Annotated in this window: 12 protein-coding genes and 3 pseudogenes; 6 read left to right on the forward strand and 9 right to left on the reverse strand. The window is 70.5% G+C overall.

Translation table 11 applies throughout. The features are described from left to right. A pseudogene (locus EAO75_RS39580) lies at positions 1 to 190 on the reverse strand (hypothetical protein); the annotation flags it as partial. Between EAO75_RS39580 and EAO75_RS39585 the strand changes: the two are divergent. The 4 genes and pseudogenes from EAO75_RS39585 to EAO75_RS39600 form a co-directional block, all read left to right on the forward strand. Further along, positions 135 to 653 (forward strand): annotated as a pseudogene (locus EAO75_RS39585) (flavin monoamine oxidase family protein); the annotation flags it as partial. The pseudogenes EAO75_RS39580 and EAO75_RS39585 sit on opposite strands and share 56 nt — an antisense overlap. Positions 654 to 785: 132 nt before the next feature. Beyond that, positions 786 to 3,011, forward strand: coding sequence for an acetate--CoA ligase family protein (locus EAO75_RS39590; RefSeq protein ID WP_147999885.1), 2,226 nt, complete (start codon positions 786 to 788; stop codon positions 3,009 to 3,011). 58 nt (positions 3,012 to 3,069) lie between these two features. Continuing rightward, positions 3,070 to 3,891 carry an enoyl-CoA hydratase/isomerase family protein gene (locus EAO75_RS39595; protein ID WP_261989608.1) on the forward strand — a complete coding sequence of 274 codons (822 nt, stop codon included), beginning with the start codon at positions 3,070 to 3,072 and terminating at the stop codon, positions 3,889 to 3,891. Positions 3,892 to 3,992: 101 nt separating this feature from the next. After that, positions 3,993 to 4,184 (forward strand): annotated as a pseudogene (locus EAO75_RS39600) (flavin reductase); the annotation flags it as partial. Positions 4,185 to 4,278: 94 nt separating this feature from the next. Here EAO75_RS39600 and EAO75_RS39605 read toward each other — a convergent pair. The 3 genes from EAO75_RS39605 to EAO75_RS39615 all read right to left on the reverse strand — a co-directional run bounded on the left by EAO75_RS39605 (position 4,279) and on the right by EAO75_RS39615 (position 8,230). Then, on the reverse strand, positions 4,279 to 5,010 hold the full coding sequence (locus tag EAO75_RS39605; protein WP_147999886.1) for a sulfite exporter TauE/SafE family protein: 732 nt from the start codon (positions 5,008 to 5,010) through the stop codon (positions 4,279 to 4,281). 222 nt (positions 5,011 to 5,232) lie between these two features. Next, positions 5,233 to 6,432 (reverse strand): low temperature requirement protein A, encoded by a 1,200-nt coding sequence (locus EAO75_RS39610; protein WP_261989609.1) that lies wholly within the window; start codon positions 6,430 to 6,432, stop codon positions 5,233 to 5,235. A 652-nt stretch (positions 6,433 to 7,084) separates the two neighbouring features. Next, positions 7,085 to 8,230 carry an acyltransferase family protein gene (locus EAO75_RS39615; protein WP_147999888.1) on the reverse strand — a complete coding sequence of 382 codons (1,146 nt, stop codon included), beginning with the start codon at positions 8,228 to 8,230 and terminating at the stop codon, positions 7,085 to 7,087. A gap of 200 nt (positions 8,231 to 8,430) precedes the next feature. Between EAO75_RS39615 and EAO75_RS39620 the strand changes: the two genes are divergently transcribed. Continuing rightward, positions 8,431 to 8,886 (forward strand): tellurite resistance TerB family protein, encoded by a 456-nt coding sequence (locus tag EAO75_RS39620; protein ID WP_147999889.1) that lies wholly within the window; start codon positions 8,431 to 8,433, stop codon positions 8,884 to 8,886. Between the two features lie 55 nt (positions 8,887 to 8,941). Here EAO75_RS39620 and EAO75_RS39625 read toward each other — a convergent pair whose 3' ends face one another. The 3 genes from EAO75_RS39625 to EAO75_RS39635 all read right to left on the reverse strand — a co-directional run bounded on the left by EAO75_RS39625 (position 8,942) and on the right by EAO75_RS39635 (position 11,793). After that, a complete protein-coding gene (locus tag EAO75_RS39625) occupies positions 8,942 to 10,333 on the reverse strand; it encodes an LCP family protein (protein WP_187284762.1) in 1,392 nt (463 codons plus the stop codon). 113 nt (positions 10,334 to 10,446) lie between these two features. Next, positions 10,447 to 11,379: a M56 family metallopeptidase gene (locus EAO75_RS39630; protein ID WP_147999890.1), complete on the reverse strand. Its 933-nt coding sequence runs from the start codon at positions 11,377 to 11,379 to the stop codon at positions 10,447 to 10,449. A 6-nt stretch (positions 11,380 to 11,385) separates the two neighbouring features. After that, positions 11,386 to 11,793, reverse strand: coding sequence for a BlaI/MecI/CopY family transcriptional regulator (locus tag EAO75_RS39635; RefSeq protein ID WP_147999891.1), 408 nt, complete (start codon positions 11,791 to 11,793; stop codon positions 11,386 to 11,388). 182 nt (positions 11,794 to 11,975) lie between these two features. Here EAO75_RS39635 and EAO75_RS39640 point away from each other — a divergent pair, with 182 nt between their 5' ends. After that, entirely contained in the window at positions 11,976 to 12,212 is a 237-nt protein-coding gene (locus EAO75_RS39640; RefSeq protein ID WP_147999892.1) for a twin-arginine translocase TatA/TatE family subunit, read from the forward strand. A 36-nt stretch (positions 12,213 to 12,248) separates the two neighbouring features. Here the strand turns inward: EAO75_RS39640 and EAO75_RS39645 are convergent, their stop codons facing one another. Continuing rightward, positions 12,249 to 14,144 carry a glycoside hydrolase family 15 protein gene (locus EAO75_RS39645; RefSeq protein WP_147999893.1) on the reverse strand — a complete coding sequence of 632 codons (1,896 nt, stop codon included), beginning with the start codon at positions 14,142 to 14,144 and terminating at the stop codon, positions 12,249 to 12,251. 138 nt (positions 14,145 to 14,282) lie between these two features. After that, on the reverse strand, positions 14,283 to 14,702 hold the full coding sequence (locus tag EAO75_RS39650) for a hypothetical protein (RefSeq protein ID WP_147999894.1): 420 nt from the start codon (positions 14,700 to 14,702) through the stop codon (positions 14,283 to 14,285). Between the last annotated feature and the right edge of the window lie 8 nt (positions 14,703 to 14,710).

A 14,710-nucleotide genomic window follows, 5' to 3' on the forward strand; every position in this document is an offset into this window, starting at 1 on the left:
GGGTCAGGACTCCGGGTGCGGCGATGGAGACGGGGCCGCCGCGGGTGTAGGCCTCGTTGTTCCAGCGTTGCAGCACGAAGGAGGTGGGGGAGGCCGCTTTCTCGCCGAAGTACGTCACGTAGTCCTTCAGCACGGCCGCCCGCGACCAGCTCACCCAGCGTCTGCCGATGGCCTCGGTCGGCAAGGCCATCGCGATCTACGACACCCCCTTCTGGCGTGCCGACGGACTCAACGGCCAGGTCGTCAGCGACACCGGGGTGATCAGCTCCACCTTCGACAACTCCCCTCCCGACGCCTCCTACGGCGCGCTGATGGGCTTCATCGAGGCCGACGAGGCCCGGCGGCTCGACGCGGCGAGCGAGGCCGAGGTCAGGGCGGCCGTGCTGAAGGACTACGTGACGTACTTCGGCGAGAAAGCGGCCTCCCCCACCTCCTTCGTGCTGCAACGCTGGAACAACGAGGCCTACACCCGCGGCGGCCCCGTCTCCATCGCCGCACCCGGAGTCCTGACCCAGTACGGCCCCGCCCTGCGCGAGCCGGTCGGCGGCATCCACTGGGCCGGGACGGAGACCTCCACGTACTGGATGGGCTTCATGGACGGGGCGGTGCGGTCGGGTGAGCGGGTGGCGAAGGAGGTGCTGGCGGTGCTGTGAGCGCGCGCCGCGGCATCATCCCTGCACGGCTCCCGTTCAACTTTGCGTGCACAACCGTTCCTGACTTGGCGTCAGTTCCTTTAATCTGACACTGCGTCAGTTAATCGCTGTCACACAGGAGCGGGCGGACCGATGCTTGGATCAACCCACGGCACCCTCACCACCGACTCCCGCCGGGCCCGGGTCATCGCCTGTGGCGAGCAGCCCGGGCCCGCCGTCCACGGCCGGCCTGCCGAGCCCGACGATCTCGACGTCAGCGGCCGTCCCCTCTATGCGGACGTGCCCGATCTTGACCGTCTCTTCCGGCCGGAGTCGGTCGCCGTGATCGGCGCCTCCGACGCCGAGGGCCGGCCGAACACCGGTGTCACCCGCCAGTTGATCGCCTGGTCCGAGCGGGTCGGCGCCCGGCTCCACCCGGTGCACCCGAGCCGACCGTCGGTCTTCGGCATCCCGTGCTCCCCTTCCGTCGCCGACCTGCCCGAGCAGGTCGATCTCGCTGTGCTGCTGGTCGCCGACCCTCTGCCGGTGATCGAGGAACTGGCCGAGACCAAGGTGAAGTTCGCCGTCGCCTTCGCCTCCGGGTTCGCGGAGACCGGTGAGGAGGGGGCCGCCGCACAGGACCGGCTCACCGCCGCCGTCGAGCGGTCCGGGATGCGGCTGCTCGGTCCCAACACCAACCTCAACGCCTTCGAGCGGTTCCGCGACGACCTCGACGGACCCGCGATCGCCCTGATCACGCAGTCCGGCCACCAGGGCCGCCCCGTCTTCGCCCTCCAGGAGCTCGGCATCCGGCTGTCCCACTGGGCGCCCACCGGCAACGAGGCCGACCTGGAGAGCGCCGACTTCATCTCCTACTTCGCCGAGCGGCCCGAGGTCGGCGCCATCGCCTGCTACGTGGAGGGTCTCAAGGACGGCCGTGCCTTCCTGCTGGCCGCCGACCGCGCCGCCCGCCGCAAGGTGCCCGTCGTGGCCGTCAAGGTCGGCCGCACCGAGACCGGCGCCCGCACGGCCGCCTCACACACCGGCAAGCTGACCGGCGCGGACGCGGTGGTGGACGCGGCGATGCGCCAGTACGGCGTGATCCGGGTCGACGGCCTCGACGAACTCCAGGACACCGCCGCCCTGTTGGCCCGCGCCCGGCCGCCGCGCACCGAAGGTGTCGTCGTCTATTCGATCTCGGGCGGCACGGGCGCGCACTTCGCGGACCTGGCGACCGAGGCGGGGCTGAGGCTGCCGGCGCTGTCGGAGGCCAAGCAGGCCGAGCTGCACCAGTGGATACCCGAGTACCTGAGCGTGGCCAACCCGGTCGACAACGGCGGTCATCCCGTCGGCGACTGGCGCGGCCGGAAGATCATCGACGCGATCCTCGACGACCCCGAGGTCGGGGTGCTGATCTGCCCCGTCACCGGCCCCTTCCCTCCCCTCAGCGACCGGCTCGTCCAGGACCTGGTCGACGCCGCCGAGCGGACGGACAAGCTGGTCTGTGTGGTGTGGGGGTCGCCGGTGGGCACCGAGCCGGCCTACCGCGAGGTCCTGCTCGGCTCCTCGCGCGTGGCCACCTTCCGCACGGTGGCGAACTGCATCACCGCAGTGCGCGCCTACCTCGACCACCACCGCTTCGTCGCCGGCTACCGCTCCCCCTTCGACGAGGCGCCCCGCGCCCTCTCGCCGTCCTACCGCAAGGCGCAGGCACTGATGCGCCCGGGCCAGCAGCTGAGCGAGCACGCGGCGAAGCAGCTGCTGCGGGCGTACGGAATCCGGGTCCCGCGTGAGCAGTTGGTGACCAGCGCGGCGGCGGCCGTACGGGCCGCGGGGCTGGTGGGCTACCCCGTGGTGATGAAGGCGTCCGGCGCGCGGATCGCCCACAAGACCGAGCTCGGCCTGGTCAAGATCGAGCTGACCTCGGCCAGCCAGGTCCGCGACGCCTACCGCGAGTTGACCGACATCGCCCGCTACGAGGACGTCTCCCTGGACGGCGTCCTGGTCTGCCAGATGGTCGAGCGGGGCGTCGAGATGGTCGTGGGCGCCGCGCACGACGAGCTGTTCGGACCGACCGTGACGGTCGGGCTCGGCGGGGTGCTCGTGGAGGTGCTGAACGACACCGCCGTACGTGTGCCGCCCTTCGGGGAGGAGCAGGCCCGGGACATGTGCGCCGAACTGCGCGGGCGGGCCCTCCTCGACGGGGTCAGGGGGCGGCCCCCGGCGGATCTCGATGCGCTCGTGGAGGTCGTCCTGAGGGTGCAGCGCATGGTGCTGGAGCTCGGGGACGATCTCGCGGAGCTCGACATCAACCCGCTGATGGTGCTGCCCAGGGGGCAGGGCGCGGTGGCGCTGGACGCGTTGGCGGTGTGCCGCTGACATGGACGGCCGCGACGAGATGACAGCCGCCGATGAGGCTGCCGACGATGAGATGGACATGCCCGGTTCCCCCCGTGTGCCCGGAAACTCCGTGGATTCATTGGTACTGCACGCCACTGACAATCGGGTCTGCCGTATCACCCTCAACCGCCCCGAGGCCCTCAACGCCATCACCCCTGACCAGCGCGAACGCATCATCCACCTGCTCGCCGAAGCCTCGGCGGACCCCGCCGTACGGGCCGTCGTACTGACCGGAACGGGCCGCGGTTTCTGCGCCGGGGCGGATCTGCGGGGCGGGTCGGCGGCCGGTGAGCGGGTGCCTGGCGATGTCGCCCGGACGATCCGGCTCGGCGCCCAGCGGCTGATCGCGGCCGTGCTGGACTGCGAGAAGCCGGTGATCGCCGCCGTCAACGGCACGGCGGCCGGCCTCGGCGCACATCTGGCGTTGGCCTGCGATCTCGTACTGGCCGCGGAGTCGGCACGGTTCATCGAGGTGTTCGTACGACGCGGCCTCGTCCCCGACGGCGGCGGCGCCTATCTCCTCCCCCGCCTCATAGGCCCGCAGCGCGCCAAGGAGCTCATGTTCTTCGGCGACGCGCTCAGCGCCGCGGAGGCGGAGCGGCTGGGCCTGGTCAACCGGGTGCTCCCGGACGGCGAGTTGGACAGGACGGCCCGCGCGTGGGCGGAGCGTCTGGCCACCGGCCCGACCCGCGCGCTCGCCCTCACCAAGCAGCTCGTGAACGCCTCCCTCGACTCCGACCGAGCCGCCGCCTTCGCGGCGGAGGCGGCGGCGCAGGAGATCAACATGACGACCAAGGACGCACGGGAGGGAGTGGCGAGCTTCGTGGAGCGACGCGAGCCGCGCTTCCGTGGCCGCTGAACCGGCAGGCCCCATCCGATCGGGGGCGGCCGGTTCCGTTCCGGGCCTTCACTTCTGACGGAGCGTCAGTTTCAATGGATGTCGTGATGGGACATGCAGGAATGGCGGCAGCCGCCGTCCGCTACCTCAGGTCGGCCGACGCGCCGCCCGTGACAGCCCTCCCGCGCCCGCAGCTGCGATGCGTCGCGGAGGACGAGCGGGCGCCGATCCCACAGGCCGAGTTCCGGCGGGTGCTGGGGAACTTCGCGACGGGCGTGGTCGTTGTGACGGCACCGGCCGTCACCGACACCCCTGAAGCCCTGTTGTCCTGTGCCACCGAACGTTGAGCGTGCGCCACCGATGTTTGACGACTGATCGCTCCGTGACAGCGAAGGTTGATCGAGCAGATCAGCGCAGTGCGTTGATCGCGTAGACGGCGCCAAGTGCGGAGGCCAGGGTGCCGAGGAGGAGGCGGAGGAAGGTCTCGGGCAGGTGCGGCTGGAGGCGGGCGCCGAGGTAGCCGCCGACGAGGCCGCCGAGGCCACAGGCCAGGCCGAGGAACCAGTCGGGGGCGATGCTGCCGCTGTGGGCCAGGGACAGCAGGGCGTAGGTGGAAGCGCCGACCAGAGAGGTGGCGAAGGTAGAGGCGAGCGCGGCTGGGGCGACCTTGGCGACGGGAAGGCCGCGGCCGACGAGGATGGGGCCGAGGATCGAGCCGCCGCCGATGCCGTAGATGCCACCTACGACCCCGACCGAGAGCGCTAGGGCTGTGACCGTCCGAGGTGCAGGCTCGGGACGTCGGATCTCCGAGGGCGCGGGGTGCAGGGTCCGGGCGATGAGCCAGATGCCGAGCGGCAGCATCAGCGCTGCGACCAAGAGGCGGAAGACGCGCGGGCCGGGCAGGGCGAGCACGCGGATGACCGCTCCGAGGACCACGCCGGGCAGAGTGCCCAGCACAAGGCGACGTACGAGCGGTCCGGTCAAGGCGCCGTTGCGCCGGTAGCGCAGCAGGGCGCCGGGTCCCGCTACCACGTTGTAGAGCAGGTTGGTGGGCGTGACGGCCGGGTTGGGCACGGCGAAGATACTGAGCTGCACCGGGAGTAGGAACACCGCCCCAGACACTCCGACCGGCGCGGTCACCCTCCTACGACAGCGTAGATCGCCTCTTCACGCCACCTTGAGGATGCTTCCTGGCCTGTGTGATCAAAGTTCGATGGCACACGCTCAACCTTCGGTGGCACAGGACAACAACTGTTGTTTCGTCTCACCGAAGACTGACTGTCCCGTCTCTGTCGATCTGGCCCCTGTCTCAGGTGATCTGGTTCGATTGGTACGTACCCCAGTGGTCGGCCCACTCAGGCCTCAACTGGTCGCGGTCACGCGCGGCTGGGCTATGCGGTCCTGGACGAGGAACAGGGCCGTCACCAGCGCGGCCAGGAGGGCCAGGGCTACAAGGGACGGGACGAGGGTGACAGCGGGGCCGACGGCGAGGCAGACGGCCGCGCCAACGAGGAAGACCGGGGAGCGGTGGTTCGCGGTGCGGAGAAGGAGGGCCGCCGAGGCGAGGAGGAACACACCGACGCCTCCGGGCAGGGCCCAGGCGACGACACCGTGCAGGGGCTCGGCCAGGTCGTAGTGGCTGGTGTCGGCGACCTGGTGGAGGACCTTCTTCATGCCGAGGGCCGTGATGACGACTCCGGCCACCAGCGGCAGGTGGAGGAAGGTGTACGCGTCACGGGCCAGCCGGGTACGGTCGTCGCCGGTCAGAGTGGTCAGCCGGTGCTCGGCTGCCTCGGCGACCTGACGGAAGTACAGGCGAAACAGGCCGGCGGCGACGAGCAGTCCCAGTGCGGCGGCGGCCAAGACAGGGGCGCTCAGGGGGAAGCCGGACATGCCGACGCCGATTGCGACGATCGACTCGCCGAGGGCGATGATGACGATCAGGCCGTGACGTTCGGCGAAGTGGCCGGGGGAGGCGACTCGCCAGCCCGAATTTCCGGTGAGGAAGATGCCCAGGTAGTCGATGGCCACCGCAGCGAGCCAGATCAGGATCTGAGTCAGGCCGGTGAAGGCCGCGCCCACGAGGAGCAGGGCGAAGGGCGGGGCCACCGAGAGCAGAGCCGTGCGGCGCAGGACGCGGTGCAGGGCCTGGTCGGTGGGGTCGGAGAGCCAGTAGGTGACCAGGTGGAGGACGCGGACGGCGCCGTAGCAAAGGACGAAGACCAGCGGGGCGGACAGTCCGCCAGGGGCGTCATCGTAGACCTCAGGCACGGCCAGCGACACGATCAGGACGACGGCCATGACGGACACCAATACGGTGAACATCGCGCCGGAGTCGGCCCGCACCACGTTCCCCAACCAGGCGAAACAGCACCAGCACCACCACAGCAGCGCCAGCGCGACCATCCCGCCGAGCAGCCGCAGCCCGCTCGGGTCGGCCGACATCAGCGCCGTGACCTGCGTGATCGCGTACACGAACACCAGGTCGAAGAAGAGTTCCGCCGGTGTCACCCGATGGCCACCCTCGGTCGCGACCAGCCGCGACCGCTCGCTGTTCGTCACCACAGCTCCCCCCATCAGGGCGCCCCGCCGCCCACGTGCGGAACGATACCCACTGGACACGGCCGAGGATGGCTGCTGCGGCCTGCGGGAGTTCGCTTCCCGCGTACACACGGATGAGGAAGGCAAACCTCCGTACTACGCCGGGCTCACCGAAGACAATCGGTGGACGTCCCGGGCCGTCCCCGTGACGCCGGATAAGAAGCCCTTGGCGGGGGGACGCGTCGTGGGGTGCTCACGGGATCCAGGAATGGCTCGTCGTCCGTCGCGGCGTGCACGCGCGGTATCAGTTCGAGGCAGCGGAGCCGGACCAGATCAGCTGAGACAGCATCTGGCATTCCCCCCGTCCGGGCCCACGGCCCTGGGGAGTGAACGGGGAGTGGATCAAGAAAATGATGCCGCGCCGCACCCACGCCGACCAATGCACACCAAGGCCCTGACCTGCACATATACTCAACGATCCTGGTCAGCGATCTTTCCGCACATTATGCGGGACGAAGAGGTCGTGGGTTCAAATCCCGCCACCCCGACAGCCAGAGCAGCAGGTGAGGCTCCTACGGAATTCGTAGGAGCCTCACCTGTTTTGCGTGAGTGGCGCCCGGGGGTGGCTGGCGGACGTCCGCGAAGTCGCCCGTTGCCTTGACCGCGCTTGTTGTCATCGTTCCTCTGAATTCGTAGCGCCAGTAGCGGTCGGCGGTTGCCTGGAGCTTTGCCGTGGCGACCCCGGTGGAAATGCCCACCTCGCCGCGCGTTCCAGCAGGCCGCGCAATGGCCGCTGTACGGGCGGTGCGCACAGGGTGGTCATGATCGTGGCTGCCAGCAGGGTGACCGTGGCCTCGCCGGCGGGGTGGTGGAGCCAGGGCCCGGCGTACCAGTCCCCGTGCTCGGCCGCCTGGGCGATGAAGCCGTGGAGGAGGTAGGCGTACAGGGTGCCCGCGCCCAGGGTCGTGAACCACCTTCTGTCCCGTGGCACCAGGGCGAGGAAGCCGGCGGTCAGCGTCACCGAGCAGCCGAAGGCCGCCAGGGTCATGATCGGGCCGGACCAGGCCGGTGCCCCGAGGGCTGTGGCGCTGTCGTTGTGGAAGAACCAGGCGTAGTTCATGCGCGGGACCGCCCAGTAGGCGAAGGTCAGCGCGCCGGCGAAGAGCGGCACGGCCAGGAGGCGTGTCCTGCGGTGGTGCAGCCGGTGGAGGTGCTCGGGCTTGAGGACGAGGCCCAGCACGAAGTACGGCAGGAACTGCAGGACGCGTTGCAGGTCGAGGTCGTTGCCGAGGGAGGGGGTGAGCGTCGCGAGGGCGGCGATCGTCAGGGCGACGGGAAGCGGCCGGCGTACGAGCCTCCAGACCGGTGCCGTCAGGCGCCAGATGAACAGCGCCGCCAGGAACCAGGTGAGGTAGAGGGGGTCGAGGAGGGTGACCGGGCGGTCGGGGTCCTCGCTGGTCCAGCGGGTGAAGAAGGTGTACGCCGTCTCGAAGACCACGTAGGGCAGCGCCGTGCGCTTCAGCAGGCCCGCGAGTTTCCCGGGGCTCGCCTCGAAGCCGCGCGATAAATGGCCCGCGATCACGGCGAACACCGGCATGTGGAAGGCGTACACGAGCGTGTACAGGGCGGTGATCGACCTGTTTCCCTCGCGCAGGGGCTCCCAGGCGTGGCCCACCGCGACCAGGACGATCGCCAGGTACTTGGCGTTGTCGAGGAACGGGTCCCGCCGCGCCGGCGCCGGTCTCGCCGTCGTTCCTGCGGACCGCGGTTCCGGTACGGCAGTGGCGTCGGTTGCCGGTGTGGCGTGAGTGGGGAGCATTGCCAGCACCCTAAACACACCGTTGAGGCTTGGCTCAACCCCCGAAGGGGCGGTGGGCCGGAAGGAGAAGGCGTCCCGGCTCGGGCGAGGGCGAGGGTGAGGAGCGGTCCGTGCCGAGGAGGGAGGAGGGCTGAGCCCGCTCCTCGCACACCTGGTAACTTCTACAGCAGTGTAGAAATTACTCATCGTATGGAGCTCTCATGGCCCTGTGGGACCGCATCAAGGAGTCCGCATCGACGATGCAGACCCAGCTGGTGGCAAGGAAGAACGACCTCAAGAGCGGTGCCTTCCGCGACGCGAGCATGGCGATGTGCGCGCTCGTCGCCGCGGCGGACGGCACCGTCGACCCCTCCGAGCGGCAGCGCGTCGCCCAACTGATCGCCACGAACGAGGTGTTGCAGAACTTCCCCGCCGACGATCTGCGCCGCCGCTTCGAGGAGAACCTGGACCGGCTCACCACCGACTTCGACTTCGGCAAGGTGAGCGTGATGCAGGAGGTCGCCAAGGCGAAGAAGAAGCCCGCCGAGGCGCGTGCAGTCATCCAGATCGGCATCGTCATCGGCGGCGCCGACGGCGACTTCGACAAGGACGAGCAGGCCGTGGTCCGCGAGGCGTGCTACGCGCTCGGTCTGCCGCCGCACGAGTTCGACCTCTGACCGGCCTCGCACCCGTGCCTGACGGACCCGAGCGGGGCCCGTCCGGCACGGCCCGTCAGCGGATGCGCCCGATGTCGAGGCCCTTGCCGACGACCAGCGTGACCACACCCGCGGTCGCGTCCGACGCCGGTGTGGCCCGCACCCCGGGCAGCCGTGCGGCGAGCGCCTTCGCCTGTTTCTCCAGACCCGCCGGGTAACTGACCGTCGTGGCGCCGGTGTTCTCGGGCGCGTTGCCCGTGCCGGTGACGGTGACGCCGGCCGTGCGCAGTTTCTCCGCGACGGTGCCGGCCAGGCCCTGGACCGAGGTGCCGTTGAGGACCTGCACGCGCACGGCGGAGGCGTACAGCGGGTTCTTCGCTTCCGCGTCCAGCCGCTTCTTGTCGACCTCCTTGTCCTTGGCCAGGGCCGTGAACAGTTCGGTGGCCTGCGGGTACTGCCAGACGACATTGGCCTTGTCGGTGGCGACGTCCGCCTCACGCGGGTAGTTGGGGACCGTGAGGAAGGTCAGGCGGTCGCTCGGGATGCCCTTGAGTTCCGAGGCGAGGGAGTACAGCGGCCTGATGCCGGCCAGATCGGGGTCCGTGGTCAGGGACTTGGTGGCGGACCGCAGGAAGCCGTAGAGCGAGTTCGGGCTGGTCAGCTTGGACTGTGCCTTCTCGGTCAGGGCGTTCATGAACTCCTGCTGGCGCCCGATGCGGCCGATGTCGGAGCCGTCGCCGACGCCGTAGCGGACCCGCACATAGCCGAGCGCCTGCTCCCCGCGGACGGTCTGGCAGCCGGGCTCCAGGTCGAGCCGGGCCTTCTTGGAGTGGATGGCCTGCTCGGGGCAGACCTCGATGCCGTCCAAGGCGTCGACCATGCCCTTGAAGCCCTGGAAGTCGACGGACATGAAGTTGTCTATGCGCAGGCCGGTGTTGGCCTCGACCGTCTTGATGGAGCAGGCGGCCGCTCCGGCGACCTCGCCGCCGGTGCCGCCGATCGCGAAGGCTTCGTTGATCTTGTAGTGGTGCGGGGAGGAGGTGCTGCCGTCGCCCTTGTCGCAGGCCGGTATCCCCACCCAGGAGTCGCGGGGGAAGGACAGGACGGTGGCCCATTTCCGGTTCGCGGGCACGTGCAGCACCATCAGCGTGTCCGACTGCATGGTGGTCAGGTCCTTGCCGTACTTCGCGTTGGCGCCGTCGCGGCTGTCGGAGCCGACGACGAGGATGTTCTTCGAGCCGGGGCTGAGATTGACCGGCCGGTCGCCGCCGATCTTGTCGTCGACGTCGGCCGACCTGATGTTGCCGTCGAGGTCCTGGTAGACCCAGGCGCCCACTCCGGCGACACCGAGGACGACCGCCGAGGTCACCCCCGCGCTCCACGCCAGTATCCGCCCCCGCCGGGTCAGCCGGGCCTTGCCCGCACCGGCCCCGTCCTGCGTACGCCGCCGTTTCCCCGATCCGCTCACTGCGCCCCTCCCCCTCGCTCACAGCCGTCCCCCCATGAACAGACGGCGAACTCCGTCGATTCCGTTGCCTGAACGGCCCGATCACCTCAGTCCGGTCACAGCGGCCGGTCCGGTCACAGCGGCGTCGCCGCGTGCAGGATGAGGACCATCGTCACCGCCGAGTTCGCCGACGACATCGCCGATACGGCCGTCCCCACGGCCGCGACCCACACCGCAAGCCCCACCGACGTGAACAGCGACGGCCAGTGGCGCGCCACGGGGGCCGGCCCGAGCAGCGCGGCCACCCGGCGCGGCACCGGCCCCGGCGCCGCGAAGCCGGCCAGTGTCGCGACCGGCGCGCCCCGGGACACCAGCGCCGCCCGGCCGATCGCGCACGCCACCGTCCGCCGGCTGCCGACCTGCTGGGCCGCGGCCTCGTCCGCCCAGCGCTCCGCCGTGTACGACACCGCCGTACGCAGCGGGCGCAGGAACGGGTTGGCGCGGGCGGCCAGCTGGACGGCGAGCAGGAAACGGTGGTGCCGCTCGCTCAGATGGGCCCGCTCATGGGCGAACAGCGCCCGGCGTTCGGCGGGTTCGAGGTGGTCCAGCAGGCCAGTGGTCACCACCACGCGGTCGCGTCGTCCGCCGGGCAGCGCGTACGCGTACGGCAACGCGTCGGGCAGTACGGCCACCCCGGTCCCCGGCAGCCCGGCCAGCGCCCGGTGGGCGCGGCGGCGTACCCGGCCGTGCCGCCACAAGGTCCGGGCGCAGGCCACGACCACCGCACACAGCGCCGGGATCGCCGCCTTGCCGACGACCTCGTCGTAGGGCACCGCCGCCCGTACCTCCGGGTCCGACCAGCCGTCGGGCAGTGGGTTGCCGGGCAGTTGGGCGGTGCCCACCACCATCACCAGGGCCAGGCACACGGTGCTGCACGCCGCCATCACCGCGGCGACGGCGGTGAGCAGTCGCGTGGCGGTGCGGGGATGCAGATGCTGCTCGGCCAGGCGGGCGATCGGCCATGCCGTGAGCGGCAGGACGAGCGGCAGAAAGACGAAGACCCCCATGCGGCGTCAGACTTCCCCTTCGCCCGGGGACCGGCCCGCGCCCCCGGACTGCCCCAGCAGGTCGCGCAGCAGCCGCTCGTCGTCCGGGTCGAGGCCCGTGACGAAGCTGGCCAGCACCGCCTCCCGGTCGCTCTCGGCGTCCAGCACCTTGCGCATCCGGTGCGCCGCGAGGCCCGCCTGGTCCGAGGCCGGCGTCCACGCGAAGGAGCGCCCGGCCCGCTCCCGGGTCACCGCGCCCTTGGCCAGCAGCCGGGTCAGGATCGTGATCACCGTCGTATAGGCGAGGTCCCCGCCGAGCCGTTCCTGCACCCAGCCGGCCGTCGCGGGTCCGTCCGCCTCTGTCAGTGCCGACAGGACCAGCGCCTCCAGCTCGCCCTGTCCCCGGCGCCGGGAACCCTGGCGGTGATCCGCCATGCCCTGTCTCCCTTCCGCTGACCTGCACGTCATGTGCGATACATCGAGCGGTACATCGTAAGGAAAGCAGAGGCGGCCCGGCGGAGACGACCTTCCCTCATTTCTACAGTGATGTAGTTTTCAGGGGCACGAAGGGGCACACCACCGCACCCCGGCCCCGCTCACCAGGAGGACAGGACCCCATGTTCGGACTGAGCGAACTCGCGATCATCCTTGTCGTCGTCATAGCCGTCCTCTGCGCGAAGAAGCTGCCCGAACTGGCCCGTTCGGCCGGCAAGTCGGCGCGCATCCTCAAGGCCGAGGCCAGGGCGGCGAGGGACGAGGACGACCCGGCGGCGCCCCGGGTGATCCGGGGCGAGACGGTCACGCCGGGCTCGGCCGAACCGAAGGACCGGGGCACACCACGGCCCCGGCCGTGAACGCCGTCCGGCGCGGGATGCGCCGGCTCGGTCACCTCAGCCTCCCCGGGGGCCGGGGCGGATGGTGAGGCCGCGGACGGTCATGTGCAGGTGGTCGCCCGCTCCCGGCTCGACGCCCTGTCGGCCCAGCTCCTCGTCCAGCGCCATCGCCGCGGTGACCAGCGCGAGGTGCGTGAACGCCTGGGGGAAGTTGCCGAGTTGCTCGCCCGAGGGGCCGATCTCCTCGGCGAACAGCCCGACGTGGTTGGCGTAGGTGAGCATCTTGTCGAAGGCGTACCGGGCCTGGGCGAGCCGGCCGCTGCGGGCGAGGGCCTCGACGTAGAGGAAGCTGCACAGGTTGAAGGTGCCCTCGGAGCCGCGCAGGCCGTCCGGGGAGGCCGCCGGGTCGTAGCGGTAGACCAGGCTGTCGCTGACGAGTTCCTCGTTCATGGCGTCGAGGGTGCTCAGCCAGTCCGGGTCGTGCGCGGAGACGAAGCCGACCCGGGGCATGAGCAGCAGCGAGGCGTCCAGGACGTCGGTGTCGAAGTGCTGGACGAAGGCCTGGCGCTTGTCGTGCCAGCCACGCTCGACGATCTGCTGGAAGACCGCGTTGCGGGCTTCGGTCCAGCGCTCGATGTCGGCGGGGCGGGAGGTGTAGATGGCCGCGCGGATGCCCCGGTCGAACGCCACCCATGTCATCAGCCGGCTGTAGGTGAAGTTCTGCCGCCCGCCACGGGTCTCCCAGATCCCTTCGTCGGGCCGGTCCCAGTGGTCGCACAGCCAGTCCAGCACGCCGCTCAGCGACTTCCAGCCGCGCAGCGCGCCCGTGTCGCTGCCCACGATCAGGGCTTGCGCGGCCTCGCCGTAGATGTCGAGCTGGAGCTGGTCGGCGGCGGCGTTGCCGGCCCTGACGGGTCGTGAGCCCTGGTAGCCCTCCAGGTGGTCGAGGATCTCCTCGGTCAGATGGGGTTCCCCGTCGACCCGGTACATGATCTGCAAGGGGTCCCCCGAGGCCGTGCGTCCGGCCTCGATGCGGTCGCGCAGCCAGCGCCGGAAGGAGTGGGCCTCGGCCTGGAAACCCAGATCGATCAGCGACCGCACGGACAGGGAGGCGTCGCGGATCCAGGTGTAGCGGTAGTCCCAGTTGCGCTCGCCGCCGACCTGTTCGGGCAGGCCCATGGTGGCGGCCGCGATGGGCGCCCCGCTGGGTGCGTAGGTGAGGAGCTTGAGCGTGATCGCCGACCGGTTCACCATGTCCTGCCAGCGTCCCCGGTAGGTGCACGACCGCAGCCACGACAGCCAGAAGGCCCGGCAGTGCTCCAGCTCCCCGGCCACCTCCTCCAGGGACGGCGCGGGCGGTACGGCGCCCCCACCGGCCGTGCTGGTCAGCACGAAGGCGGCGACCTGCCCGGCGGAGAGCGTGAACCGGGCGGTGACGTCGTCGCCGTCGGCCTGCAGGTCGACGTCACCGCTGGTGCGCACGTGCAGATCGGTCCCGGGCCCGCGCAGGACGGCGCTGTGGTCGTCCGCCAGGCTCAGGGAGTGCGGGGCGCGGCCGTAGTCGAAGCGCGGGCGGCAGGCGAACGCGAAGGGCAGGCTGCCGCGGACGACCCGGACGACCCGGAGCAGCGTGTGCCGGTCCGTCGCGGCCGACGACTCGACGGGCACCATGAAGTCGGCGACCTCACCGACTCCGCCCGGCGCCATGAAGCGCGTGACCAGGATGGCCGTGTCGGACAGGTACAGCTGGCGCACGGTCATCCCGCCGTCGTCCAGCTCCGCGGCCAGCCGGCAGTGGCCGCCGCGCTCGCTGTCCAGGAGCGAGGCGAACAGGCTGGGCGAGTCGAAGCGGGGTGTGCACCACCAGTCGACGGTGCCGGCGGAGGACACCAGGGCAGCGGTCTGGAGATCGCCGACCATGCCATGGTCCGCGATGGGTGGGTACTGGTTCACGAGCCCCTCCTACGGCAGGTGGACGCAAGGCCCGGACGGTCGGCATCAGCGGTTTGTGCGCCGTGCTCCCCGCACGCGCGTGCGTGGTGGCTCACCCGCCGCCGCGGAGCAGGCGGTCGATCGACGTCACTCGCGGTACTACGAGCTGAAGTCTTCCTTCTTCGCGACGCACAGCGCCCAGATGATGAACCCGGACATCGCGATCATCACGACCGACCACACCGGGTAGTACGGCAGGGAGAGGAAGTTGGCGATGATGATCAGCCCTGCGATGGCCACGCCACCGACCCGGGCCCACACCGACGGCTGGAACAGCCCGATGCCGATGATCACCGCGACCGCGCCGAGGATGAGATGGATCCAGCCCCAGCCGGTGACGTCGAACTCGAAGACGTAGTTCTGCGTGGTGACGAAGACGTCGTCCTCGGCGATGCCCATGATCCCGCGGAAGACGGCGATCAGTCCGGCGATGGTCAGCATGACGGCGGCGAAGACCGTCAGGCCCCCGGCCCAGGCGTACTTCGTCTCGTGCGCCTGCTTGGTGTGCATGGCGGCCATGGTTGTGC

The organism is Streptomyces sp. UW30, from assembly GCF_008042075.1.
Taxonomy (GTDB): Bacteria; Actinomycetota; Actinomycetes; order Streptomycetales; family Streptomycetaceae; genus Streptomyces.

What these genes read in the sequence shown, in the direction of transcription:
- EAO75_RS39590 (WP_147999885.1), top strand. Translation starts at nt 786, where the DNA reads ATGCTTGGATCAACCCACGGCACCCTCACCACCGACTCCCGCCGGGCC.
- EAO75_RS39595 (WP_261989608.1), top strand. Translation starts at nt 3,070, where the DNA reads ATGCCCGGTTCCCCCCGTGTGCCCGGAAACTCCGTGGATTCATTGGTA.
- EAO75_RS39615 (WP_147999888.1), bottom strand. Translation starts at nt 8,230, where the DNA reads ATGCTCCCCACTCACGCCACACCGGCAACCGACGCCACTGCCGTACCG.
- EAO75_RS39620 (WP_147999889.1), top strand. Translation starts at nt 8,431, where the DNA reads ATGGCCCTGTGGGACCGCATCAAGGAGTCCGCATCGACGATGCAGACC.
- EAO75_RS39630 (WP_147999890.1), bottom strand. Translation starts at nt 11,379, where the DNA reads ATGGGGGTCTTCGTCTTTCTGCCGCTCGTCCTGCCGCTCACGGCATGG.
- EAO75_RS39635 (WP_147999891.1), bottom strand. Translation starts at nt 11,793, where the DNA reads ATGGCGGATCACCGCCAGGGTTCCCGGCGCCGGGGACAGGGCGAGCTG.
- EAO75_RS39640 (WP_147999892.1), top strand. Translation starts at nt 11,976, where the DNA reads ATGTTCGGACTGAGCGAACTCGCGATCATCCTTGTCGTCGTCATAGCC.
- EAO75_RS39650 (WP_147999894.1), bottom strand. Translation starts at nt 14,702, where the DNA reads ATGGCCGCCATGCACACCAAGCAGGCGCACGAGACGAAGTACGCCTGG.